We start from the raw sequence: 24,631 nt of genomic DNA, 5'->3' as shown, positions 1-24,631 counted from the left end.
CCATGATCAACGTAGACCTGCAACAACTCATCCAGGCGCTGGACGCCGAAACCCGCCGTGACCTGGAACGTTCGGCCGAACGTTGCGTGGCCCGTGGCGGCAGCAAGATCCTCGTCGAAGACCTGCTGCTGGGTCTGCTGGAACGTCCGAACGGCTTGCTGTCACGTGCGCTGCAGGATGCAGACGTCGACGCCGGCGAACTGAGCGCCGCGCTGCAATCTCGCGTTGAACACAGTGCCTCGCGCAACCCGGTGTTTGCCCCGGAACTGGTGCAATGGCTGCAAGACGCGCTGCTGGTGGCCAACCTCGAACTGGGCCAGACCCAGGTCGAAGATGCCGCACTGATCCTCGCGCTGCTGCGCAACCCGATGCGCTATGCCGGCAGCCGTTATCAGCCGCTGCTCGCCAAGTTGAACATCGATCGCCTGAAAGAATTCGCCCTGTCGCAACAGGAGCAACCGGCCGCCAACGGCAAGCCGGCCGCTCAGGGCGAATCGCTGCTGCAGCGCTTCACCCACAACCTGACGCAACAGGCCCGCGACGGCAAACTCGACCCGGTGCTGTGCCGCGATGGTGCGATCCGTCAAATGGTCGACATCCTCGCCCGTCGGCGCAAAAACAACCCGATCGTGGTTGGTGAAGCCGGTGTCGGCAAGACCGCCATCGTCGAAGGCCTGGCCTCGCGCATCGCAGCCGGTGAAGTGCCGCAGGTGCTCAAGGGCGTGGAGCTGTTGTCGCTGGACATGGGCCTGCTGCAGGCGGGTGCCAGCGTAAAAGGTGAGTTCGAACGTCGTCTCAAAGGCGTGATCGACGAAGTCAAAGCCTCGCCAAAACCAATCATCCTGTTCATCGACGAAGCCCACACCCTGATCGGCGCTGGTGGCAACGCCGGTGGTTCCGACGCGGCCAACCTGCTGAAACCTGCGCTGGCGCGTGGCGAACTGCGCACCATCGCCGCCACCACCTGGGCCGAGTACAAGAAATACTTCGAGAAAGACCCGGCACTGGCCCGGCGTTTCCAGCCGGTGCAACTGCACGAACCGACCGTCAGCGAAGCGGTGACCATTTTGCGTGGTCTGGCGCAGGTCTACGAGAAGAGCCATGGCATCTACCTGCGTGATGACGCGGTGGTGTCCGCCGCTGAGCTGTCCGCGCGTTATCTGGCCGGTCGCCAACTGCCGGACAAAGCCGTCGACGTCCTCGATACCGCGTGTGCCCGCGTGCGCATCAGCCTCGCCGCCGCCCCGGAAAGCCTTGAGCGCCTGCGCGGCGAACTGGCCGAAGGTGGCCGTCAGCGTCAGGCCCTGCGTCGCGATGCCGAGGCCGGTCTGCTGATTGACCACGAAGCCCTGGATGCACTGGAAACGCGTCTGGACGAAGCCGAAAGCGAAATGGTCGCCCTGGAAAGCCTGTGGACTGAACAGAAACAACTGGCCGAGCGCCTGTTGGAACTGCGTCAGCAACTGGCCAAGGCCCGCGAAACTGCCGCCGTCGAGCCGACCGTCAGTGTGGAAGAAGACGCCGAAGGCACCGTGATCGAAACCCTCGTTGCCGAGGTCGAGGAAGGCCAGAGCGTCGAAGCGCTGGAAGCCCAGCTCAACGAAACCCACAGCGCCTTGACCGCCGCGCAGGTCAAGGAGCGTCTGGTCAGCTTCGAAGTCTGCCCGCGTCTGGTGGCTGAAGTGATCAGCGCCTGGACCGGCGTGCCGCTGGCGCAACTGGCTCGCGAGCACAACGCCAAGGTCGCGAGTTTCGCCACCGACCTGCGCACGCGCATCCGTGGTCAGGAACAAGCCGTGCACGCACTCGATCGTTCGATGCGCGCCACAGCGGCTGGCCTGAACAAGCCAGATGCACCGGTCGGCGTGTTCCTGCTGGTCGGTCCAAGCGGCGTCGGCAAAACCGAAACCGCGCTGGCCCTCGCTGACCTGTTGTATGGCGGCGATCGTTTCATCACCACCATCAACATGTCCGAGTTCCAGGAGAAGCACACCGTATCGCGCCTGATCGGTGCGCCACCGGGCTACGTCGGTTACGGCGAGGGCGGCATGCTCACCGAAGCGGTGCGCCAGAAGCCGTACTCGGTGGTGCTGCTCGATGAGGTCGAGAAGGCCGATCCGGACGTGCTCAACCTGTTCTACCAAATCTTCGACAAAGGCGTGGCCAACGACGGTGAAGGTCGCGAAATCGACTTCCGCAATACGTTGATCCTGATGACCTCGAACCTCGGCAGCGACAAGATCAGCGACCTCTGCGAAGACGGTGCACGCCCGACTGCCGAGCTGCTCGAAGAAACCATTCGCCCGGTACTGAGCAAACACTTCAAACCGGCGCTGCTGGCGCGGATGAAAGTGGTGCCGTACTACCCGGTGGGCGGCCCGGTGTTGCGCGAGCTGATCGAGATCAAACTCGGCCGTCTGGGCGAGCGCTTGAACCGTCGTCAGCTGGATTTCAGCTGGTGCCAGAGCCTTGTCGATCACCTGTCCGAGCGTTGCACCCAAAGCGAAAGCGGCGCGCGCCTGATTGATCATCTGCTGGATCAGCACGTGCTGCCGCTGGTGGCCGACCGCTTGCTCGATGCGATGGCCACCGGTGAAAGCCTCAAGCGGGTACATGCCACGCTCGACGGCAACGCCAGCGTGACGTGCGAGTTCGCCTGAGGTGGGTGTGATGTTCACTCAAGTGCCGCAGCCACTGGTCTATGCCGAAGCCTTGCTGGCGCAGTTCGCCAGCCTGTCGCGCGCGGCGGACGGGGCTGCGCTGCTGGGTGACTTCGTGCGCGGCCTGGCCGAGCTGAGCGGTTGCGAGCTGACGCAGTTGTACCTGCTCGACGCCACCCATACTTGCCTGGGGATGAACGCCGAGTGCCTCGACGGCGCGCTGCAACCGCGCGCCGCGACCAGCCTGCCGGCGGATTACAACGGCGAGCAATTGCTGCAGTTTGCCCTGTGCCAGAACCGCGTGGTGTGCCTGGATGATCTGGGTGCCAGCCTGCACGAAACCAGCTTCCTGCCGGCCACCGCCGGCACCTGGCAATCGCTGCTGTGCGTGCCGTTGGTCAATCAGCAGAAGGCAGTGGAGGGCCTGTTGTTGTGTGCCAGTCGCCGCCACGTCGACCTGCAGGGTTTCGCCGATTCCCTCGGCCAGCTCGGCTCGTTCGTACTCGGTCAGTTGCACTTGCTGCAACGCCTGCGCCAGCCCGTCGGGGTGGAGGCGCCGGTGAGCCGCAGCGTGCCGAGTCTCAACGGTTACGGCCTGATCGGCAAAAGCGCGGCGATGCGCCAGACCCACTCGCTGATCAGCAAAGTCCTGCACAGCCCGTACACCGTGTTGCTGCGGGGCGAGACCGGTACCGGCAAGGAAGTGGTCGCCCGGGCGATTCACGATTGTGGCCCGCGTCGCTCCCAGGCATTCATCGTGCAAAACTGCGCGGCGTTCCCGGAAAACCTGCTGGAAAGCGAGTTGTTCGGCTACCGCAAAGGCGCCTTTACCGGCGCTGACCGCGATCGCGCCGGGCTGTTCGATGCGGCCAATGGCGGCACGCTGTTGCTGGATGAAATCGGCGACATGCCGCTGTCGCTGCAGGCGAAGATTCTGCGTGTGTTGCAGGAAGGCGAGATCCGTCCGCTGGGCTCCAACGACACCCACAAGATCGACGTGCGCATCATCGCCGCGACGCACCGCGACCTGGCAGTGCTGGTCAGCGAAGGCAAGTTCCGCGAGGACTTGTACTACCGCCTGGCGCAATTCCCGATCGAGTTGCCGGCCTTGCGTCAGCGCGAAGGCGACATCCTCGATCTGGCCCGGCACTTTGCCGAAAAGGCCTGTGCGTACTTGCAACGTGATCCGGTGCGCTGGTCCGACGCGGCGCTGGAACACCTGTCCGGTTACACCTTCCCCGGCAACGTGCGGGAACTCAAGGCGCTGGTCGAGCGCGCGGTGCTGTTGTGCGAGGGTGGCGAATTGCTCGCCGAGCATTTCTCCCTGCGCATGGAGCCGATGCCCGAAGACCACAGCGGCCTGAATCTGCGTGAACGCCTGGAAAAGGTCGAACGCACGCTGTTGCTCGATTGCCTGCGCAAGAACGACGGCAACCAGACCCTCGCCGCCCGCGAACTGGGCTTGCCGCGCCGCACGCTGCTGTACCGCCTCGGGCGCCTGAATATCAACCTAGGTGATTTCGATGGTTGATCTAGGGCTGTTTTCTGGAACAGGCGCCGCCTTTGTGGTCAGCCAAGTCCCCTCGCCGCAGGGAGTTCGTGTGCCTCGGTGGTCAGGCTCAAGGCCGCGATGTAGAGCCTTCGCGATCACCTCAAAAACTTATTTCAGCGCCGCCCGCAAGGGTCGGCGCTTTGTGCTTTGTCTACCCCTGGAGACCCTCTGATGTCTGTTCGTCACTGGCACGCTGTCCTGCTGACCCTCGTCGTTCTATGCGGCCTTGGCGGCTGTAGCGGCAATTACAAATTCAACGACAACGACTATCGCCCGTTGGGTGATCCGCAAGCGGTCAATCGCGGCAAGTGACCGCAAGGAGCATCAAACATGGAATTGGTTTTCGAAATGCTGAACACCAAGCAGTTCGTGCCCACCGAGTTGTGCCAGAAGACCTTCAAACAGGCCGGCGGCGTGATCGGGCGGGGTGAGGACTGCGACTGGATCATTCCTGACCGCAAGCGTCATCTGTCCAATCACCACGCGATTGTCAGCTACCGCGAAGGCACGTTTTTTCTCACCGACACCAGCAGCAATGGGGTTCAGGACGGCGACAGCGGTGCACGCTTGCACAAGGGCGAACCGGTGCGCATCGAACACGGCAGCACCTACGTGCTCGGCGACTTCGAAATTCGCGCGCGACTGGTGCGTGACCCGGCGACCTTCGACGGTGAAGTCGGCCGTCCGCGTGCCGCCGGCAGCATCATTCCGGACGACGCGTTTCTCGATCTTGATCCGTTGAATGCGATCGAACAGCAAGAGCGCGTCTATTCGGAAATCGACGAACTGTTGGCCCCGACCGCCAAGCCCGAGGATTCCCGTCAGCGTGCCGACTATGCGCGCATCGACATGGAAAGCCTGATGGTGCCGGAGCTGATCGCACCGGTTGAACCCGAGCCTGCTCCGGCCCCGAAAGCCGTCGAGCGTCAGAGCGAAGGGTTCTGGGAGCATTTCGGTGCGGCGCTGGGCGTCGATGTCAAAAGCCTCAGTCATGACGAGCGCGAAGCACTGGCACTGAACGCTGCGCGTCTGCTGCGGCAGAGCATCGGTGGCTTGCAGCAGAGCCTGCGCACCCGTTCGGAGCTGAAAAACGAGCTGCGTCTGGCCCAGACCACCGTGCAAGGCACCAACAAGAACCCGCTGAAATTCGCCGTCGATCCGAGCGAAGCACTGCAGATTCTGTTGCAGCCGCACAAGCCCGGGCACCTGCCCGCCGAGCAGGCGATCTCTCGGGCGTTCCGCGATCTGCAGGCGCATCAGGTGGCCTTGCTTACCGCGAGCCGCGCCGCCGTACGCGGCACCCTGGAGCATTTCTCGCCGGAACAGCTGACCCTGCGTTTCGAGCGTGACAACAAGCCGTTGATCGCCACGTCGGGCGGCCGCTGGAGAGCGTTCGGCCGTTACCACCAGGCACTGCGTCAGGACGATGACTGGAGCGAGCGTCTGCTGGCCCGCGATTTCGCCCAGGCCTACGAAGAACAGATCCGCCTGATCTCCACCCTCCACACCGACCACCAAGGATGATGCGCATGTCTCGCCGCTCGACCGCTTTTTTCAAGACGCTGACTGCGCTCACCGTGCTGGTGCTGCTCGCCGGCTGCTCGTCGCTGTCGCCATACTCGAAAGTGACCAAGATCAACCTGAAACTGACCGGCAGCGATCAGCTCAACCCGGACCTCAACGGCCGTCCTTCGCCGATCGTGGTGCGCCTGTTCGAACTCAAGCACCCGGTGACCTTCGAGAACGCTGATTTCTTCAGCCTCTACGAGCGCGCCAAGGAATCCCTCAACCCGGACCTGGTGGCCAGCGAAGAACTCGAACTGCGCCCGGGTGAAACCGTGGAAATGAAACTCAGCGTGGAGGAGGGCAGCCGCTACGTCGGCGTTCTCGCCGCGTATCGCGATCTGCCGGAAACCAAGTGGCGCTACACCGTGCAGGTCACGCCGCTGGAGCTGACCGATGCCGATCTGACCCTGGATCAGGCCGGTATCCGCAACACCCATGAAGCGCTCGCCAAGGCGGATGACTGAACATGAATACCCATAAAGTCATTTGGCAGGAAGGCATGTTGCTGCGCCCGCAGCACTTCCAGCACAACGATCGCTATTACGATCACCAGATGAAAACCCGCACCCAGTTGCTGGGTGGCTACACCTGGGGTTTTCTCAATCTGGAGATCGACCTGCAGTTCCTCAACATGGGCAAGCTGGTGATCAGTGCCGCGTCGGGGATCCTGCCGGACGGCAGCCTGTTCGAACTCGGCGGCAACACCGAACCGCTGGCGCTGGACGTGCCGCCGAACACCGGCAACACGCCGATTTACCTGGCGCTGCCGTTGGTCACCGGTAACCACATCGAAGCGCGCCGTCCGGAGCAGTCTGACGTGCTGGCGCGTTACACCGCGTATGACGCCGAAGTGGCCGACTCCAACGCCGGCGACGACTCCGCGAGCCAGGTCAGCTGCGGCCGCCCGGACTTCAAACTGTTGCTCGGCGAGCAGCAGAGCGATCAGGCCTACGTGAAGCTGAAGATCTGCGACGTGCTCGACACCACGCCGGACGGTGTGATCAGCCTCGATCCGGATTTCGTGCCGACCTACATTCAGGCCCACGCCTCCAGCTACCTGCTGTCGTGCCTCAAAGAAGTCATCAGCATGCTCAACCACCGGGGCGACACGATTGCCGAGCGGATTCGCTCCAACGGCAAGGTCGGCGGCGCGGAGGTGGGCGACTTCATGATGCTGCAACTGATCAACCGTACCGAACTGCTGCTGCGCCATTACCTGGGCCTGGAGCAAGTGCACCCGGAAGAGTTGTACCGCACGCTGCTGACCATGCTCGGCGATCTGGCGACTTTCTCCAGCGACAGCAAGCGCCCGCGCCTGGACAGCCGCTACTCCCACGCCGATCAGGGCGCGAGCTTCCGCAAACTGATGGAAGCGATTCGTCAGGTGCTGTCGATGGTGCTGGAGCAACACGCCATCGAGCTGATCCTGCAAGCGCGTCAGTACGGCATCATCGTGTCGCCGTTGCACGACCACAAACTGCTGGGCTCGGCTTCGTTCGTGCTGGCAGCGAGTGCCAACTGCGACTCCGAAGAACTGCGCCAACGCTTGCCGGCGCACCTCAAGGTCGGCCCGGTGGAGCGCATTCGCCAACTGGTCAACCTGCACCTGCCGGGGATCAAGGTCAAACCCTTGCCCGTGGCCCCGCGGCAGATCGCGTTCCACTCGAACAAAACCTACTTCATCCTCGAACTCAGTTCCGAAGACCTGGCGCAACTCGAGCGCTCCGGCGGCTTCGCGTTCCACGTGTCCGGCGAATTCGCCGAGCTTGAACTGAAATTCTGGGCCATCAGGAACTGACCGACATGATCAAGGACATGGAACACAACCAGGACGACAAAACCGTCCTGCTCGACCGTCAGGGCCACGGCCCGGCGTCGAGTCCGCTGACCGACTTCGCTGCGCCACCGCGCTTCGAGCAACTGGAAGAACGGATGATCTACGCTGCGCGCCTGCGCCCGGCGGAGGCGTTCAACATCAGCCTCAATTCGCTGGTGGCGGCCTCGTCCGAACTGCTTTCGGAAGTGGTGCGTCTCAAGCACAGCGAAACCCGCGAAGACCTTTACGCGCTCAACGAGCGCCTGACCGCCGGGCTCAAGCTGTTTGAAGTGCGCGCCCTGCATAACGGCGCCGAAAGCAGCCAGGTGATGGCCGCTCGTTACGTGCTCTGCACCGTGGTCGACGAAGCCGTCGTGACCACGCCGTGGGGCAACGAAAGCGAGTGGTCGCAGATGAGCCTGCTGAGCAGCTTCCACAACGAGACCTTCGGTGGCGAGAAGTTCTTCCAGCTGCTCGATCGCCTGTCGAAGAACCCGGTCAAACACCTGCCGATGCTCGAGTTGATGTACCTGTGCCTGTCCCTCGGTTTCGAGGGCAAGTACCGCGTGCAAGCGCGTGGCATGCTCGAACTCGAAGGCATCCGCGACGCCCTGTACCGGCAGATCCGTCAGTTGCGTGGCGACGTGCCGCGCGAGTTGTCGCCGCACTGGGAAGGCCTCAACGATCAGCGCCGCAACCTGGTGCGCATCGTGCCGGCGTGGATGGTGGTGCTGTTCACTTTCGTCTGCCTGGTGGTGATGTATTCGGGCTTCGCCTGGGTCCTGGGCGAGCAGCGCGACACCGTTCTGCAACCATATCAGCCGCTTGATCCGGCCGCGGTTCAACCGCAGTCGCAGCCGTAACAGGGACGTGTGATGAAAAAGTTTTTCAAGAAAGTCGGCGCCTTCCTGCGCCAGACCTGGGTCTGGACTCTGCTGCTGGTGCTGTTCGTGGCACTGCTGGTGTGGTTCGTTGGCCCGTTGTTGGCAGTGGATGACTACAAGTTCTGGGAAAGCGCGACCTCGCGTCTGCTGACCATCAGCGTGCTGTTCCTGATCTGGGGCCTGACCATGGTCTTCGTCAGCTGGCGCGCGGGCATCCGCAAGAAAGCCGTCGAAGAAACCGAAGACGGCCAGGATCGCATCCGTCGTGACGATCTGATCGAAGAAGAGCAGAAAGAGTTGAAGGCGCGGTTCAAGGACGCGCTGAAAACCCTGAAGACCTCGAGCCTGTATCGCGGCCGCAGCGAACGCTGGCGCAACGATTTGCCGTGGTACCTGCTGATCGGCCCGCAGTCCTGCGGCAAGACCAGCCTGCTGGACTTCTCCGGGCTCGAATTCCCGATCAACAAGATCGACCGCAAGCTGACCCGCGACACCCTCGGCACCCGTCATTGCGACTGGTACTTCGCCGACCACGGTGTGCTGATCGACACCGCCGGGCGCTACACCGCGCAGCCGGACGCGGAAGTCGACGGCAGTGCCTGGACCACCTTGCTCGAGCTGTTGCGCAAGCGTCGTCGCGGGCGTCCGTTGAACGGCGTGCTGGTGACCATTCCGGTGGAATCGCTCATCGGTGGCAGCGAGCAGGACATCGACGCCCTGGCGCGCCAGGTACGCGGTCGCCTGCAAGATGTCTATCAGAAGCTGCACGTCGACGTACCGGTGTATCTGGTGCTGAGCAAGGCTGACAAGCTGCTCGGTTTCGACGAGTTCTTCGATCAACTGACCCGCGAAGAAAGCGATCAAGTGCTGGGTACCAGCTTCCGCAAGGATCAGCTCGGCACCGACGTCGCGGTACTGCGCAGCGAGTTCGAAGAGCTGCTGCGTCGCCTGAACAATCAGGTGATCATGCGCATGCACTCCGAGCGCGATACCCAGCGCCGTGGCCGCATCCTCGACTTCCCGCATCAACTGGGGCAGATCGGCGAGCATCTGTGCCTGTTCGTCGACCTGGCGTTCACCGGCAACCGCTACCAGCGCGCGACGCTGCTGCGTGGTTTCTACCTGACCAGCGCTCCGCACCTGACTCAGGAAATGGACGCGACCACCGCCGGCATCGGCGCCAATCTGGGCATGAATGCCGGCGTGCTGCCAACCCTGCGCAGTGGCCGTTCGCGTTTCATCCATCATCTGTTCAGCCGGGTGATTTTCCCGGAGTCCGATCTGGCCGGCCTCGACAAGCGTGAACGCAGTCGTATCCATTGGGGCCAGCGTGCGTTGTATGTCGGCGCACTGGCTGCACTGGCGCTGTTCGGCATGCTCTGGGCCGGTGGTTTCTCGGCCAACTACGAGCGTCTGGAAAACCTGCGCGCACTGGCGCAGAACTGGACTCAACAGCGTTCGGCGCTGACCCCGCGTGATGACGCGATGGGCGTGCTGAAAACCCTCGACACCAGCTACGCCGCGACTCAGGTGTTCCCGAAGAAGGGCGACGTCTCGTACCACGAGCGGGGCGGTCTGTATCAGGGCGAAGACGTCAATCCGGTGGTCAGGCAGGCCTACGAGCACGAACTCGAAGTGCAACTGCTGCCACGGGTCGCGACGATGCTCGAAGGGCAGATCCGCGCCAACATGAAGGACCGCGAAAAGCTGCTCAACAGCCTGCGCGCGTACCTGATGTTGAACATGAAAGACCGCCGTGACGCCGCGTGGCTCAAGGACTGGGTCGCCACTGACTGGTCGCAGCGCTACACCGGCAACACCGCGGTGCAGAACGGTCTGAACACTCACCTCGAGCGCCTGCTGAAGCAGCCGTTCATCTACCCGCTGAACGATCAGTTGGTGACTCAGGCGCGTCAGGTTCTGCGTTCCGAATCGCTGGCCACCGTGGTCTACCGCATGCTCCGCGAGCAGGCGCGCAACCTGCCGGAATACCGTTTCAGCCAGCACCTCGGCCCGCAGGGCTCGCTGTTCATCGGCACCGAATACGTGATCCCGGGGTTCTACACCCAGCAGGGTTATCAGCAGTATTTCTCGGTGCAGGGTTCGGCGCTGGTCACCGACATCTTGCGTGACAACTGGGTGCTGGGCGAAGGTGCGGGCATCAGCGACATGGACTTGCGTCGCCTGATGGTCGAGCTGGAGCAACTGTACTTCCGCGACTACGCCAACTACTGGAGCGAAGCCGTTGGCCAGGTGGCGTTGCCGCCGATCAGCGACGCCGGTGAAGGCGCCGAGCAACTGGCGGGCCTGACTTCGGCCAACTCACCGGTGCTGGCGTTGCTCACTGAAGTGCGCGAAAACACGCGCTTCCCGGCTGCTGCCGATCCGGTGGATGAAGCCGGTGATGCCGCTGATGCACTGGCGGGGCAGAAGGGCAAACTGGGCAAGGTCGGCAAGCTGGCCTCGGCTGTCGCGGACAAAGCCTCGGCGATGAACGTGGCGAAGAACCTGCCGGACACCGCGAAGAAGTCGCTGCAACGTCGTTTCGAGCCGCTGCACCGGTTGCTTGATGACAACAACGGCCCGGCCGCTGACCTGACCCCGGCCCTCAGTGCGCTCAACGACCTGCAACTGCAACTGTCCGGTCTGGCCCGTTCCAGTACGCCGGAACAAGCCGCGTTCGAACTGGCGAAAACCCGCATGAGCGGCCAGCGTGATGCGCTGACCAACCTGCGTGCTGCCTCGGGTCGCCTGCCGCGTCCGCTGAGCGTGTGGTTCAACGTGCTGGCCGAAGACTCGTGGCGCCTGGTGCTCAACGATGCCTACCAATACCTGAACGGCCGTTATCAGAACGAGCTGTACAGCGTGTATGGCAAGACCATCAGCAAGCGTTATCCGTTCAGCGCCAGCAGCACCAGCGACGTGGCGATCAGCGACTTCCGCGAGTTCTTCCGGGCGCAAGGCACCGTCGACCGCTTCTTCGACAGCTACATGCGTCCGTTCGTCAGCGGTGATCCGGGCAACTACCGGATGCGCAGCGTCGACGGCCACAGCCTGCCGGTGTCGAAGATGTATCTGGACCAGATGGCGGCAGCCCTGACGATTCGCCAGAGCTTCTTCTCGATCAACCCGGCCGAGCCGACCGTGCAGTTCAAACTGGAGCCGTACACCCTCGATCCGGCGGTGAGCCGTTCCGAGTTCAAGTTCGGCGACAAGACCATGGAATACCGCCACGGTCCGATCCTGCCAATGACGTTCAAGTGGCCGACCGATGCTGAAGACGGTCGTACCAGCCTGGTGATGGACAAGATGGCGGGGCGTCCGATCGGTATCGAGAAGAACTCCGGCCCATGGTCGCTGTTCCGTCTGTTCGACCTGATGCAGACCGAATACCTGACCGGTCGCGACGTGTTGGTGCTGAAAGCCGACGTGGGTGGCCTGCGCGCCAACTACCTGCTGACCAGCCAGCGCACGCCGAACCCGTTCGACATGGGCGTGTTGCGCACCTTCCGTATGCCGGTGCAGCTCTGATGCTGGTGGCCAGTCCCTGGCGCAGCGCGGCGCGTACCGACCCGGGCAAGGTGCGGGCGCGCAACGAAGATGCCTTCCTCGACAATCCGCAGCAGGGGCTGTGGGTGGTCGCGGACGGCATGGGCGGTCATCAGGGTGGTGACATCGCCAGCCAGTTGATCGTCGCCAGCCTGGCTGAACTGCCGCAGCACGAGGACTTCGACGAACGCCTCAAAGCCATCCGCCAGTGCCTGCACTGGCTGAACCGGCGTTTGGGGCAAGAGTTGACGGTTACCGCCGGGCGTCACGACAGCATCATGGGCAGCACCGTCGTGGCGCTGCTGGTGGAAGGCAATCGCGCGGCCTGCATCTGGGCTGGCGACAGCCGTTGCTACCTGTGGCGTGGGCAGCGGTTGTATCAGCTGTCCAAGGACCATTCGCTGCAACAGCAACTGATCGACGAGCAACAGATGAGCGTCGAACAGGCCGCAGCGCACCCAGCGGCCCAGGCCTTGACCCGGGCGGTCGGCGCGGCCGAACAACTGACCCTGGATGTCCTCGAACTCGAGGTCTACCCGGGCGATGCGTTCCTGTTGTGCAGCGATGGTTTGTACCAGGGCCTGAGCAGCGATGCCCTTGGCAACGCCCTCAGCCTGAGTGCGCCGCACGTGGCGCTGGAACGTCTGTTCGACGGTGCCCTGCGTGGCGCCGCCCGGGACAACCTGACTGCCGTGGTGATCCGCCAATGAGTGAAATCGAATCGTCAGTCGATAACTTGCTGATGAGCGAAGATCAGGCCAACAACCTGACCTACTTCGCCTTCGCCAAGGCAAACAACGCCGAGCCTTTGCTGGCGCCAACCAAGGCCAGCATCGGTGCATTGCCGGACGTACTCGCCGGCCGCTACCACCTCGAGCGTCTGCTCGGGGCAGGCGGCATGGGCGCCGTTTACCGGGCGCGGGATCTGCTGCACGAGCAGTTCGGCGATCCCGATCCTTACATCGCGCTGAAAATCCTCAGCGAAGAATTTGCCGAGTCGCCGGACGCCAGCGCCTTGCTCTACAGCGAGTTCGCCCTGACCCGACGCCTGCGCCACGACAACGTCGTGCGTGCACACACTTTTGAAGTCGACACCGACTGCCAGCGGGCCTTCATCACCATGGAATACATGCGTGGCCTGACCCTGGACAAATTGCTCTGCGAGCGGCCCCTGGGCCTGCCGTGGAAAGAAACGCGCGACATCGCGCTGCCGCTGCTCGATACGCTGGCCTATGCCCACCGTCGCGGCGTGCTGCATGGAGACATGAAACCGAGCAACGTCATGCTCAGCGAAGACGGTCTGCGCCTGTTCGACTTCGGTCTCGGCCAGGCAGACGAGGGCGTGTTGCCCGGCCTGCCGCACCTGAGCCGCGAACGCTTCAACGCCTGGACCCCGGGCTACGCCGCCCCCGAACTGCTTGAGGGCCAACCGTTGTCGGCCAGCGCGGACGTGTACGGCGTGGCCTGCGTGATTTATGAACTGGCGAGCGGCAAACACCCGTTCCGCCGCTTGCCCTCGACCCAGGCCCGCGACGAGCACCTGGAGCGCGAGCTGCAAGCCCCGGCGAATCTGCCAAAACACGGCTGGCCAGCGCTGAAAACCGCGCTGAGCTTCAATGCGGCAGATCGCACCATCACTGCCGATCAATTGCGTGACGCCTTGGGCGCCACTTCGTCCTGGCTGCAACGGTTGCGACTTCGGGCGTAACGGACGACATTCGAACAGGGAGCACTTTATGTTCAACCCAGCTAACGAAACCCACTTCAGCCTCAAGGTCGAAGACTACGTGGGCGACCTGCAAGTGCTGTCGTTCACCGGCACCGAAGGCATCAGCCAGCCGTTTCGTTTCGACCTCGAACTGGTCAGCGAAAACCCCGATCTGGACCTGGAAAAACTCCTGCACAAGCAGGCGTTTCTCGCATTCGATCCACAGGGCTCAGGCATCCATGGCCAGATCTACCGCGTCGCCCAAGGCGATGCCGGCAAACGCCTGACCCGCTACAAAGTCTTGCTGGTGCCGCAACTGCAATACCTGCATCACCGCACCAACCAGCGTATCTACCAGCAGATGTCAGCGCCGAAAATCATCGCGCTGATCCTCGACGAACACGGGATCAAGGGCAACGCCTACAGCTTCCAGCTGAGCCAGCCGTGCCCGGATCGCGACTACTGCGTGCAGTACGACGAAACCGATCTGCACTTCGTCCAGCGCCTGTGCGAGGAGGAGGGCATTCACTACCACTTCCAGCACAGCGAAAAGGCTCATCTGCTGGTGTTCGGCGACGACCAGACCGTGTTCCCCGACCTCGGGCAGCCAACCGCGTACGTGCAAGGCAGCGGCATGGTCGCTGAAGAACCGGTGATCAAAGGTTTCAAACTGCGCCTGGAAACCCGCACCAGCCGCACCACGCGCCGCGACTACGACTTCGAAAAACCGCGCCTGCAAATGGAAGCGGCGTATAAACCGGATGGTGCTTGCGACAGCGAAAACAGCGAACCGGATCTGGAAGACTACGACTACCCGGGCCGCTTCATCGACCGCGCGCGCGGCAAGTTCCTCAGCCAGCGCGCCCTCGAACGCCACCGCGCCGACTACCGCCAGGCCGAAGGTCGCGGTGACCAGACCAAACTGGTCAGCGGCCACTTCATGGCCATGTCCGACCACCCGCGCAGTGAGTGGAACGACCTGTGGCTGCTCACCGAAATCTTCCACGAAGGCAAACAGCCGCAAGTCCTCGAAGAAGGCGTGACCAGCGACACCACCGACAACAAGGACGACTTCCACCAGGGTTACCGCAACACCTTCCTCGCCACCCCGTGGGACGTGTTCTACCGCCCGGCCCTCGAACACCCGAAACCCCGCGTGCTCGGCAGCCAGACCGCCATGGTCACCGGCCCCAAGGGCGAAGAAATCCACTGCGACCAATACGGCCGCATCAAGGTGCAATTCCACTGGGACCGCGAAGGCCTGGCCGACGACAAGACCAGTTGCTGGCTGCGCGTCTCCAGCTCCTGGGCCGGCGACCGCTACGGCGCCATCTCCATCCCGCGCGTCGGCATGGAAGTCCTCGTCACCTTCCTCGAAGGCGACCCCGACCAACCGCTGGTCACAGGCTGCCTGTACCACAAGGAAAACCCGGTGCCATACGCCTTGCCGGCAAACAAGACCCGCAGCGTCTTCAAAACCCTAAGCTCCCCGGGCGGCGGTGGCTACAACGAACTGCGCATCGAAGACAAAAAAGGCGCCGAACAAATCTTCATCCACGCCCAGCGGGACTGGGATGAAAACGTCGAACACGACCAGAAAATCCGCGTCGGCAATGAACGCCACGACACTGTGGTGAAGAACACCTACACCGAACTGAAGGCTGAAGAACACCGAACCACCATCAGCGACCGCAAGATCGAAGCACGGATGGATGACCACCTGACTATTGGTGAGAGCCAGCATGTGAAGCTCGGGACTGCGCAACTGACCAGTGCCGGGAAAGAGATACACATCAAGGCTGGGGACAAGATTGTCATTGAGGCGGGGACAGAGCTGACGATTCTCGGCGGCGGCAGTTTCATCAAGCTGGATGGCGGTGGTGTGACGGTGGTTGGGCCGGTGGTGAAGATTAATGCGGGTGGTGCTGCTGGAACTGGTTCAGGAATTGGTATCAAAGTTCCGGGGTTGCCCGGATTGGCTGACGCAGCGAAAGCGGGAGCGGTGCTGGAGGCGGGGAAGGCGAATCCGACTTGGCTTGAGTTGAATTTGCACCAAAGTAATCTTGAACCTGTTCCTGGAGCCTCTTACCGAGTCGAGTTTTCAGATGGGTCGAGCCGTGAAGGTATCCTGGACACCAAGGGGTTCGCTCGGTTGGAGGACGTGCCACCTGGCCCGATTGAAGTTTATTACGGTGAAGACCCGAGGCCCTTTGATCGTGAGTCAGTCAAGGTAGTTGAGAGTTCCGATGACAAGGTCAATTCAGACCTGCAAAAACTTGGGCTGGATCCCGCTCAAGTTGATTTACAAGCACTGATTGAGCAAGCCGCAGGGAGGCTGAAATGACTGAGGATTTAAAAACGACGAACGCTGCTGGAGACGAAGATCGTAAAGCCGCTTATCAAGAGGCCGCTGTTGAACTGGCAAAAGGGATTGCTTTGGGGGCAGTGCCATTCCTAGGCCAAGCCATTGATGCTTACGATACCGTGGAGTCCTCCATTGATCTCTACAATGCTGGAACTGCAGAGAGTAAAGAGGACGCAAAGTTTGATTTGCTGATGGCTGTCATCGGTTGGATTCCCGGTCCGGGTGACGGACTCAAGAAGAGTTTGCGTATAGTCAATCGCGACCCTCAGCGTTTTGCGCCAGTATTATTTGATCTCCTGCGTTTCGTGTTAGATGAATGTGGTGTAAAAACAAGTCCAGAAGAATTGCTAAAGCAAATTTTTGATGCCTCAAAGTTGCGCGCAGAGTTGGACGATATTATCAGCGGAGTGAAAGGGTCCTCTACTTATAAAAGTTTCCCTGCTTGGACTCAATCTACTATCGTTACTGTGCTTGCTACTGCACGTGACAATATGCCTGAGATGATAGGGATTGTTGAGAAGCGTTTGCTTAAGTGGAAAGGGATGCAGCGCAATAGTTCGGCTATGGCATCGGGCTCAAGTAAGTCGGCCAAAGGTCATAAGCCAGCGGGTAAAGATCCCGCAGTTGCAACGCAAGGTAAGAGCGGCGCAAGTGAAACTCGACCTAACTCTATAGATAAAAACAAAACAGAAAAGAAGAGTTACCACATCTCCAACGAGGGCTTGGGTGTAAGCGGAGAACACATCGCCGACTACATTTGCGCAGTGGAGTTTGGTTGGGGTAAAGATTGGGATGGCCATGATAAGGGAGCTGACGGAAAATGGCTAGAAGGGAAACCAAGCGCAAGTAAACTGGGTAAGCTCTCTAAAGGTGGGAGCCCGAAAAGTCACAATATTCTTTATAAGTTGTCGGACCCTGCTAACGGCACGGGCATCGACGCAGTGTGGAGAGCAGATCCCGCGACGAACGCAGGAAGAAAATTTGCCATTATCGAGGCAAAAGCGAGCAAGAACGAGGATGCTCCAAAATTTTTGAGGAAGCCAAATAATACCCGTAAGCCGAGCATTAATTCAAAACTTGGTGTTTCCGGAGAACCTCAATTGAGCAATCTTCTGGAGCCTATTGAAGAGGCCAAGGATGATAATGATCGTACGGGAAAAGCTGCCGGAAAAAATCGATCAAAGGTATCTGGTAAAAAATCCGCTGATAATACATCTGAGAAGGCTACGAAACCCTCTAAAGCCCAAAAGAACGACTTGATGGTTCAGATGAGTAAAGAGTGGATATCAAAAAATTTGAGGGACGCAGTGGGAGTTACGATGACTAGAGAGATTCTTGATTCTTACTCAAGGCATCTGTTTTTTTCTCCGTTGTATCATCTTTCGGGAAGCCCGGAGGAGCATGCTACAGCACTTCTTAGTGGATCTCCTGAATCCAGCCATGCGAAGCATGCCGCATTTCACTATGGTGAGGATGAGGTAAAGCAAGCTGTGAATAGGCGAAAAAAATCGCTGGCGAAAAAACATGGTGCACTAGATTCTTTGCGGCTTGAGGTTTAAATAGAAAATGAATAGAAGGCAGCCGTTTATTACAGAGGCGTATTATAAAAACCTTGTTGGCTTTTATGATTCTTCGGAATCTTATTGGAGTACTCACAATCTGGAAGAGGATTTTCCGGGTCAGGAAGCATCTTTGAAAGCCTTTGAGGTTAAACAGGATTCTCTCGGCGCTTTGATAATAAAATATACAGCTGGTGAACCGGTTTCAGAGTTGTATGAGCCGCTTGAAAGAGTCGTGCGAAGTTTCGAGATGTATCAAAAGGCCTTGGCTGATTATGAGGGCGTACCTAATATATCGCCACTGGATCTTGAAGAGTCTCCAACCGATTTTGAAGAGTTTGTCCAGGTGGCCAGCCTGTGCATACTTTTGCATCGAAATGATCTTTTGGCCAGATTTGTACATTTGACAGATGCAGCGGGTTTTAATAGTGAGGATACTCTTTACGAAGATTTGCTACGTAAAAACTTAGCAGGAAGGGCTGATATAGATGAGTGGTTTCACCCAGTATATACGAAGCTGATCAGGTCAATTTATGCCTCTAGCAAAACTGAGGCCTCTAAGCTTTTGAATGAGTATTGCGGTCAGTGGTATGAGTCTTTTGGTGACCTCCGGGCGAGTTGGCATGACTCGCATTTAAGTATTGATGGTGATGATGGTAGTTACTTTGGGTATTGGGCATTTGAAGCGGGTGCTATAGCCTTTCTGTATGGGATCGATGATAGCAAAATAGACCATATGGTTTATCCGAAGGACTTGGTTGAGTATGCTAGAAACTATACCGGTTCGAGCATCTTGCAGATTGGTCGAGTTGACTCGGGGCAGCCATGTACTAAACAAGGTTATTGGTTTACTCCTGCACAAGCTAACTCCCGCCGATACTTCAAGCAGGGCGAAATTATGCCGAATGTAGATGATTCGCGATGGGGCGATACGATTTGGTACTGGTCAGGAGAGTAGAGGTTTAATAAATGAACTGGGCACAGACCACTTTTCAGTAATTGTCAAAAAACGTGGTCTGTCCCTGAGGGATCCAGCTTCGAAGTCAGCACCAGTGCTGACTCCACTCCAGAGTCCGGATGCAAGTGGGAGTAGGGCGAGCACATGCAATTCAAAACTCTAGCGGTGTCACTGCTCGGCCTGATGTGGACGATGCCGGCGTTAGCCGAAACCACCACGTTCAGCCCAACCAAAGGCGTCGACGCGACGCTGGTTCTCGAAGGCTCCAAGCTGAACATCGCGGTTAAAACCGAAACGCACAGCGAGTCGCGAACAATCGCTTTTGAAACCAAGAACGAACTCCATGCGCAGTTCGATGATTTCAATTTTGACGACGCCAAGGATTTCGCGATCTGGCAGCTCGATGACGGCATGGGCACTTACGACTACTACCGGGTGTTCATTTATCAAGCCAAAACCGGCACGTTCGAAGAGTTGCAGCCGGACTGCGGCGATGGCTTCGTTAACCTGCGCGTCGACAAAAAACGTAAAGCGTTGCTCAGCACTTACTGGGAAATGAACCTACCCAAGCAATGCGTCACCCGGTTCGCCAAGCGCAAAACCTGAATGACTCAAGGATGAACACAGTGAACCGTTTCGTTTTTACCCTGCTGGCCATGCTGCTGCCGGTTTCAGTGGCGTATGCGCAGGATGACTGCAGCCATGTCACCTCAAGCCTGGAAATGGTGCCCTGCTCGGAGGCGGCGAAGAAGGCTGCCGATGCGCAGTTGAATGTCAGCTACAAGCAGCTAATGACGCGACTTGAGTCTGACTATCGAACAGACCCGGCGTTGGGTGCGGAGTACGCCGCGAAGGTCAAGGAGTCGCAGCGTGCGTGGCTGAAATTGCGTGATGCGAACTGTCCGTTGGAGGCGTTCGAGATCGAGACCGGGATGCCGGCACATGTGTTCGCCGTCAACTCGTGTGTCGCCAGAATGAGCCGCGAGCGTTCGGCGTATCTGGACAAGATTGTCCCTGCTCTTGCAGCCGATAAGAGCACTTCAACGGCGCCGGCCAGCGGCGCGTGTCCTTCGGAGGAGTTCGCTCCCTTCCTGACGGCGTTTTCCGCCAACAGCGAATCTCAACGCCGTCTCACGGCGATGACGGTCAAATCGATGGTGTTGAAACCGGTAGCGGGAAAGGATCGAAGTACCTTTGAGCCTTCGACCTCGGGTGTCAGTGGAGCTACTTTCACCTATCCGCTGATGGCTGCAATCACGCCCGGCAAGACTCCTGGAGTCGAGATTGAAGAAGTGGACGACAGTCACGTCAATGTGGTGGATAAGCGAGCGGGCAACAGCAATGTGAAAGTCTTCAACTTCTCTCGTCAGGCATGTTGGGTGCTTGAGGGGATTGAGGATTGGTCGATCAGTGAGAGGGACCTTATCGCAACACGTAATCCCGGCATGAGCCGCGCCGAGAACTTCTGTGAACAACGTGCTGAAGCTTTAGGAGGGCTGGGATTTCTTGAGCAATATCCGCTGACTGTGGAGTTGATTGAGGCGTCTCTGGAAAATTATGTATGTGCTGCAGAGTCGGGTGATGCGAAGGCGAGCCTGTCGGCGGCACGCCTGAGCCTTTCGCAGATGGCCTCTCAGCTGGAAACCAACAAGGTTGAGGCGTTGTTCAAAGCGGCCTCGAAAATACCAAGTGGGGCTTTGGGCTATGCCACGTTTCTTTGTTCAGGAAACTCCACCGACTATGACGGCCCTTGCCTTCATCCCGAGCAGGCAAAAGAGCAGGTCATTCGGGCGATCACCATGGGTTCCACAGACGCGATGAGTTATCTGGCTTCTACCTTTGAGGGTGGCGAGTTGGGAACTAAGGATATATCCCGAGCGTTAGCCTGTTATCAGATGGCGGCTGACAAAGGTGATCAGTCGAGCATCGACAGTGTGAAGCGATTGGGATCGCAGCCGATCAAGGCCAGTCAGTGCATTTGAAGTTCGGGGTGATGTTTGATGAGCTTCCGCACGTGTTGAGTCTGAGTCCGTCACGCTCAAACGTTTAATACCTGAGCATCTGACGATCGCGATTTTCCTTTAAACTCCCCACCCCCCAAGGAATGCGCTCAGGACACGGAATGCCAGCCCCCTCTTTCTCTCTTCGCTCCGCGATGGTGCTTTGGCTGTATGCCGCCGCGATCGTACATGTGCTCGCCGGCATCACCCTGACTTGGGCCGGGCATTCCGGTTTACTCGACGGCTATCTGCACGTTCTCGAACTGTCGTTCTGGGGCGCAGATGCAGTCCCCTCCGCCGGTCACGAACAGCAGGTCTGGTGGCTCGCGCTGTTCGGCGCGACGCTGCAAAGTTATTCGCTGTACATGCTCGCGCTGGTGCACCTGGGCAATCGCTTGAAAACCCCGGCAGTGTGGGGCTGGTTGATCGCCGGCATCCTGTTATGGGCGCCGCAGGACATGTGGCTCTCAGCGCAACAACAGGTCTGGTCGCACCTGTGGCTCGATGGTTTTGCGTTGCTGGTGTTGTTGCCACCGCTGGTTTGGCTTTATCGCCATGACCGCCGGAAGTCTCTTGCAGTAAAGACACCGAGCCTTTCCACCCCGTTTGCCGGTGTCGCACACAAACGAGTGCTGATCACCGGCGGCACCGGTTTTATCGGTGAGGCCTTGGTCAACCAACTGCTCGACTCCGGCCATTCGGTCAGCGTTCTAACGCGTGATCCGCTGAGCGCCGCCACCTTGTTCAACGGCCGCGTCCGCTGCGTGCACTCGCTCAGCGAACTCAGCCGCGACGAAGCCTTCGACGCAGTGATCAATCTCGCCGGCGCCCCCGTCGCCGGCCCACGCTGGACTCCTGAACGTCAGGCGCAACTGCTCGCCAGCCGAGTCGGCACCACCGAAGCACTGATGACCTGGCTGAAAAACACCAAGCACAAACCAAAGCTATGGATTCAAGCCTCGGCCATCGGTTTCTACGGCGTGCGCGATGCCTGCGAAAACCTCGACGAACACGCCAGCAAGGGCGACGGTTTCATGGCCGAACTCTGCGCGCGTTGGGAATCCTCCGCGCAACCGGCCGCCGAGTTTGGTGTGCGTCAGGTGGTGCTACGCCTCGGCGTGGTGTTCGGTCCCGGCGGTGCGTTGACACCGTTGCTGCTGCCGTTCCGCCTGGGTTTCGGTGGTCGGATGGGTGACGGTCAGCAGATCATGAGTTGGGTGCACCGCGACGATGTGCTTAAGGTGATCGCGCGGGCGTTCAACGACGACAGTCTGCGCGGGACCTACAACATGGTGGCACCGGAAACGGTCAGTCAGGCAGTGTTCGCCGAGCAGGCCGGCAAGGTCCTCAAGCGTCCGGTGTGGTTCCATATTCCCGCCGCGCCAGTGCGAGCTTTAGCAGGAGAGATGGCGCAGTTGTTCTTCGACGGTCAGCGCGTGGTACCGCAGCGTTTGACCGAGGCTGGCTACACGTTCCGCTATCCAACCCTCGACGCCGCTCTGCGCGATCTGGCCTGAGGATCGCCCATGAGCAAGCCCTTGATGTACCTGCTGGCCGGCAACGGCAGCGCCGCCGATTGGTGGGATGACGCGCTGCCGCACTTCCAGCGCTACGATGTGGTGCCGCTGGAGTTGCCGGGCTTCGGCGCCAATCCGCAGCCGCCCTGCGAGGATCTCGCGGACTACGCGCATACCTTGCTGGCGATGACGCAGCAGGGCAGCGCGATCATGGCGGTGGGGGTCAATGCCTTGCTTGTGCTGCATGCGTTGCAACGTCGGCCCGGGCACTTTTCCCGCAGCGTTTTGTTGGCACCAGTCGGGGCGTTTTTGTGGCAGCGGCGGTTGCCTGCCCTGATGTCGCCGCTGCCGATCCGCAAGACCATTCACTGGCTGCTGTCGAACAAACCCACGCTGTTTGCGCGCAAGTTTTCCAACCAGACGTGGACGCCTGCGCAGTACCAGCGCATGGGCGCCGGTTATGCGCGCTGCCGTGCGTTTGTGCCGCACTGGGATCTGATTCGCGCCGACACTGCGCTGCCGCTGCTGGAGTGGATCACCGATCCGGTCGAGCTGGTTTGGGGCGATCAGGATGCCGTGCTGGGCATCGAGCAGGCGGCGGCGTGGTCGGCGATTCTGGCCCGCGCTGATCTGACTATCAGTCTCAAACCCGGTTGGGGCCATTACCCGTGGATCGACGCGCCGGCCGAATTTGCCGCGTGGCTGGAGTCCGGCGAGCGTGGTTTTGTCGCGCACACCAAGGGCGGCCGTTTGCGTCTGGCGGAGCTTGCCCGGCAACCGGTGCCGGCGGCGCTGACCCTTAATGATTGCGATGATCCGCGTCTGTCAGCGTTTCTCGCCGCCCTACCTGACGTGACCTGGGCGGTGCGCTCCTCCAGTTATGGCGAGGATCAGGCCGATTCGGCGAATGCCGGTTTGAGTACCACCTATCTGCGCGAGCCGACCGCCAATGTGCCGAAACGCATTGCCGAACTGACGGCCGAAGGCGTCGAGGAAGTGGTGGTGCAACGCTTCATCACGCCGGTAGTGTCCGGGATCGCCTTCCTGCGCCATCTCTCGGTAGAACTGGAGTGGGTTGAAGGCCATCTCGAATCGCTGGCCGATGGTCACGTCAGCCCTTCACAGACAACACTTTCGCGGCTCGGCAATGCGTGGCGCAGCGGCAAGTTCACGGCGTCCAACGGTTTGACCGAAGCGCTGCTGTGGGACTTTCTGCAAGACGTGTTGCGCGTGTTCCACTACGTGCCCGGCGACGTCGAATGGGCCTGGGACGGCGCGCAACTGTGGCTGCTGCAATACCGGCCGATCAGCGATTACGGCTGGCGCCGGCACCTCACAGCCGCCAACATCGCGGAGATCCTGCCGCCGCAACCGAGCGTGCTGGTGGAATACGCCCAGCGCCGCGCGGCAGCGAGTATCCCGGCGATCATGGCGCGCTGGGATGCGCGGGTGTTGCAGGACAACGAGCCGTTTACCGCAGTGTTCGGCGGTGCGTCCTACATCAACAATGACCTGTTTCTCGCCCGACTCGCCGACTGGGGCATCAGCGCCAGTAACTACGCTGGTGAAGTCGGCGGCGCGACGCCGCATTTGCCTTGGCAACCATTGAAGATGCTGCGTTCGCTGCCGCTGTTTTTGCGCATGCAGCGCAATGCTCGCGGCCATTTGCTGAACCTTGAAAACGGCTTGCAGCGCTTCGATCAGGAACTGGCCGAACTCGTCGCCCAAGCTGCCGATGGCCAGCAATTGGCAGATTGGTTCACGCGGTTCTATGTGTTCGTGGTGCAAGGCAACCTGTGCATCGCCACGGCGCTGGCCAGCAGTGGCGGCGACTGGCTGGGCCGCCCGCCGACCGCGTACGACAATCTGGAAAACAGTCCTCATCGATTGCCGTGGGAAACCGATCCGGCCACCCCGCGACCCGCGTCGAGCGAACTGCCGCTACAGCCATTCCCGCAATGGTCCGGGTTGATCCGCCTCGCGCACTCGGCTGGCCTGCCGGGCCTGCGTGGCTACTACCTGCAAGTGCGCGAGTGGTATCGCGACAATCTGATGCGCATCTTCTTCCGCCTGCACCACGCCATGCCGCTGGCGGATCGCGAGCACTGGTTTGCGCCGCATCCGGACGTGCGTACCCGCGATGGCAGCTTCTGGCAGGACGGTTGTGAAGGCGCTGAGCAGGCGATCGGATTCATGATTTATCCGGGGCAGGTGCAAGGTGTACTTGGCGAGGACATCTTGCTGGAGGACACCCTCGATCCGGGCCGTCACGCGCACTATCAGGCCGCGCGGGCGGTGATTGCGCGGATGGGTGGACGGTTGTCTCACGGCTCGACGTTGCTGCGCGAGTTGCGCAAGCCGTCGGCGGTGATGCCGCAGGTGGATCCGGCGTGGGTGGGGTGTGAGGTGGTGTATCGGGATGGTGAACTGGAATTGATGAATTCAAAGGATATGAAGTGAAGCGACAGTTGTTGTGTACGCGTTGGCTGTCGATGGC

General features: G+C 60.3%; 17 protein-coding genes. All 17 read left to right on the top strand.

What is annotated here, in order from left to right:
• Positions 1–2 precede the first annotated feature (2 nt).
• The 17 genes from tssH to AC1UK9_RS27750 all read left to right on the top strand — a co-directional run bounded on the left by tssH (position 3) and on the right by AC1UK9_RS27750 (position 24,594).
• Positions 3–2,660, top strand: coding sequence for a type VI secretion system ATPase TssH (gene tssH, locus AC1UK9_RS27830; RefSeq protein WP_482578859.1), 2,658 nt, complete (start codon positions 3–5; stop codon positions 2,658–2,660).
• A gap of 10 nt (positions 2,661–2,670) precedes the next feature.
• Entirely contained in the window at positions 2,671–4,191 is a 1,521-nt protein-coding gene (locus AC1UK9_RS27825) for a sigma-54 interaction domain-containing protein (protein WP_025112681.1), read from the top strand.
• A gap of 192 nt (positions 4,192–4,383) precedes the next feature.
• Positions 4,384–4,524 carry a hypothetical protein gene (locus tag AC1UK9_RS27820; RefSeq protein ID WP_003229566.1) on the top strand — a complete coding sequence of 47 codons (141 nt, stop codon included), beginning with the start codon at positions 4,384–4,386 and terminating at the stop codon, positions 4,522–4,524.
• A gap of 18 nt (positions 4,525–4,542) precedes the next feature.
• On the top strand, positions 4,543–5,736 hold the full coding sequence (gene tagH / locus AC1UK9_RS27815; RefSeq protein ID WP_025112682.1) for a type VI secretion system-associated FHA domain protein TagH: 1,194 nt from the start codon (positions 4,543–4,545) through the stop codon (positions 5,734–5,736).
• Positions 5,737–5,741: 5 nt separating this feature from the next.
• On the top strand, positions 5,742–6,242 hold the full coding sequence (tssJ, locus tag AC1UK9_RS27810; protein WP_025112683.1) for a type VI secretion system lipoprotein TssJ: 501 nt from the start codon (positions 5,742–5,744) through the stop codon (positions 6,240–6,242).
• Between the two features lie 2 nt (positions 6,243–6,244).
• On the top strand, positions 6,245–7,576 hold the full coding sequence (gene tssK / locus AC1UK9_RS27805) for a type VI secretion system baseplate subunit TssK (RefSeq protein WP_025112684.1): 1,332 nt from the start codon (positions 6,245–6,247) through the stop codon (positions 7,574–7,576).
• A gap of 5 nt (positions 7,577–7,581) precedes the next feature.
• A complete protein-coding gene (gene icmH / locus AC1UK9_RS27800) occupies positions 7,582–8,457 on the top strand; it encodes a type IVB secretion system protein IcmH/DotU (protein WP_008078709.1) in 876 nt (291 codons plus the stop codon).
• Positions 8,458–8,469: 12 nt separating this feature from the next.
• The gene (gene tssM, locus AC1UK9_RS27795; protein WP_025112685.1) at positions 8,470–12,009 is read left to right on the top strand and encodes a type VI secretion system membrane subunit TssM; all 3,540 of its coding nucleotides are present in this window, start codon (positions 8,470–8,472) and stop codon (positions 12,007–12,009) included.
• A complete protein-coding gene (locus AC1UK9_RS27790; protein ID WP_025112686.1) occupies positions 12,009–12,737 on the top strand; it encodes a PP2C family protein-serine/threonine phosphatase in 729 nt (242 codons plus the stop codon). Before tssM ends, AC1UK9_RS27790 begins: the two co-directional genes overlap by 1 nt.
• Complete coding sequence (locus tag AC1UK9_RS27785; protein ID WP_482578858.1) at positions 12,734–13,735, top strand: serine/threonine-protein kinase; 1,002 nt, start codon at positions 12,734–12,736, stop codon at positions 13,733–13,735. Before AC1UK9_RS27790 ends, AC1UK9_RS27785 begins: the two co-directional genes overlap by 4 nt.
• A 28-nt stretch (positions 13,736–13,763) precedes the next feature.
• Positions 13,764–16,079: a type VI secretion system Vgr family protein gene (locus tag AC1UK9_RS27780; RefSeq protein WP_482578857.1), complete on the top strand. Its 2,316-nt coding sequence runs from the start codon at positions 13,764–13,766 to the stop codon at positions 16,077–16,079.
• On the top strand, positions 16,076–17,659 hold the full coding sequence (locus AC1UK9_RS27775; protein ID WP_473013953.1) for a hypothetical protein: 1,584 nt from the start codon (positions 16,076–16,078) through the stop codon (positions 17,657–17,659). The genes AC1UK9_RS27780 and AC1UK9_RS27775 overlap by 4 nt, the downstream gene beginning before the upstream one ends.
• Positions 17,660–17,666: 7 nt before the next feature.
• A complete protein-coding gene (locus AC1UK9_RS27770) occupies positions 17,667–18,617 on the top strand; it encodes a PoNe immunity protein domain-containing protein (protein WP_473013952.1) in 951 nt (316 codons plus the stop codon).
• A gap of 144 nt (positions 18,618–18,761) precedes the next feature.
• Positions 18,762–19,223: an XAC2610-related protein gene (locus AC1UK9_RS27765; RefSeq protein WP_482578856.1), complete on the top strand. Its 462-nt coding sequence runs from the start codon at positions 18,762–18,764 to the stop codon at positions 19,221–19,223.
• A 20-nt stretch (positions 19,224–19,243) separates the two neighbouring features.
• Positions 19,244–20,599, top strand: a complete 1,356-nt coding sequence (locus AC1UK9_RS27760) for a lysozyme inhibitor LprI family protein (RefSeq protein ID WP_482578855.1) — start codon at positions 19,244–19,246, stop codon at positions 20,597–20,599.
• 140 nt (positions 20,600–20,739) lie between these two features.
• Positions 20,740–22,134 (top strand): TIGR01777 family oxidoreductase, encoded by a 1,395-nt coding sequence (locus AC1UK9_RS27755; RefSeq protein ID WP_482578854.1) that lies wholly within the window; start codon positions 20,740–20,742, stop codon positions 22,132–22,134.
• A 9-nt stretch (positions 22,135–22,143) separates the two neighbouring features.
• Complete coding sequence (locus AC1UK9_RS27750; RefSeq protein WP_473013948.1) at positions 22,144–24,594, top strand: PEP-utilizing enzyme; 2,451 nt, start codon at positions 22,144–22,146, stop codon at positions 24,592–24,594.
• Positions 24,595–24,631: the final 37 nt, after the last annotated feature.

The sequence above is a fragment of the Pseudomonas sp. AK-TSAG1-1 genome (assembly GCF_056821665.1).
Note: the sequence above shows the minus strand (reverse complement) of the source record. Positions and strands in the feature narration are given on the sequence as shown.

Excerpts from the sequence above, each read along its gene's own strand:
- tssH (WP_482578859.1), top strand. The coding sequence starts at position 3 with ATGATCAACGTAGACCTGCAACAACTCATCCAGGCGCTGGACGCCGAA.
- AC1UK9_RS27825 (WP_025112681.1), top strand. The coding sequence starts at position 2,671 with ATGTTCACTCAAGTGCCGCAGCCACTGGTCTATGCCGAAGCCTTGCTG.
- AC1UK9_RS27820 (WP_003229566.1), top strand. The coding sequence starts at position 4,384 with ATGTCTGTTCGTCACTGGCACGCTGTCCTGCTGACCCTCGTCGTTCTA.
- tagH (WP_025112682.1), top strand. The coding sequence starts at position 4,543 with ATGGAATTGGTTTTCGAAATGCTGAACACCAAGCAGTTCGTGCCCACC.
- tssJ (WP_025112683.1), top strand. The coding sequence starts at position 5,742 with ATGTCTCGCCGCTCGACCGCTTTTTTCAAGACGCTGACTGCGCTCACC.
- tssK (WP_025112684.1), top strand. The coding sequence starts at position 6,245 with ATGAATACCCATAAAGTCATTTGGCAGGAAGGCATGTTGCTGCGCCCG.
- icmH (WP_008078709.1), top strand. The coding sequence starts at position 7,582 with ATGATCAAGGACATGGAACACAACCAGGACGACAAAACCGTCCTGCTC.
- tssM (WP_025112685.1), top strand. The coding sequence starts at position 8,470 with ATGAAAAAGTTTTTCAAGAAAGTCGGCGCCTTCCTGCGCCAGACCTGG.
- AC1UK9_RS27790 (WP_025112686.1), top strand. The coding sequence starts at position 12,009 with ATGCTGGTGGCCAGTCCCTGGCGCAGCGCGGCGCGTACCGACCCGGGC.
- AC1UK9_RS27785 (WP_482578858.1), top strand. The coding sequence starts at position 12,734 with ATGAGTGAAATCGAATCGTCAGTCGATAACTTGCTGATGAGCGAAGAT.
- AC1UK9_RS27780 (WP_482578857.1), top strand. The coding sequence starts at position 13,764 with ATGTTCAACCCAGCTAACGAAACCCACTTCAGCCTCAAGGTCGAAGAC.
- AC1UK9_RS27775 (WP_473013953.1), top strand. The coding sequence starts at position 16,076 with ATGACTGAGGATTTAAAAACGACGAACGCTGCTGGAGACGAAGATCGT.
- AC1UK9_RS27770 (WP_473013952.1), top strand. The coding sequence starts at position 17,667 with ATGAATAGAAGGCAGCCGTTTATTACAGAGGCGTATTATAAAAACCTT.
- AC1UK9_RS27765 (WP_482578856.1), top strand. The coding sequence starts at position 18,762 with ATGCAATTCAAAACTCTAGCGGTGTCACTGCTCGGCCTGATGTGGACG.
- AC1UK9_RS27755 (WP_482578854.1), top strand. The coding sequence starts at position 20,740 with ATGCCAGCCCCCTCTTTCTCTCTTCGCTCCGCGATGGTGCTTTGGCTG.
- AC1UK9_RS27750 (WP_473013948.1), top strand. The coding sequence starts at position 22,144 with ATGAGCAAGCCCTTGATGTACCTGCTGGCCGGCAACGGCAGCGCCGCC.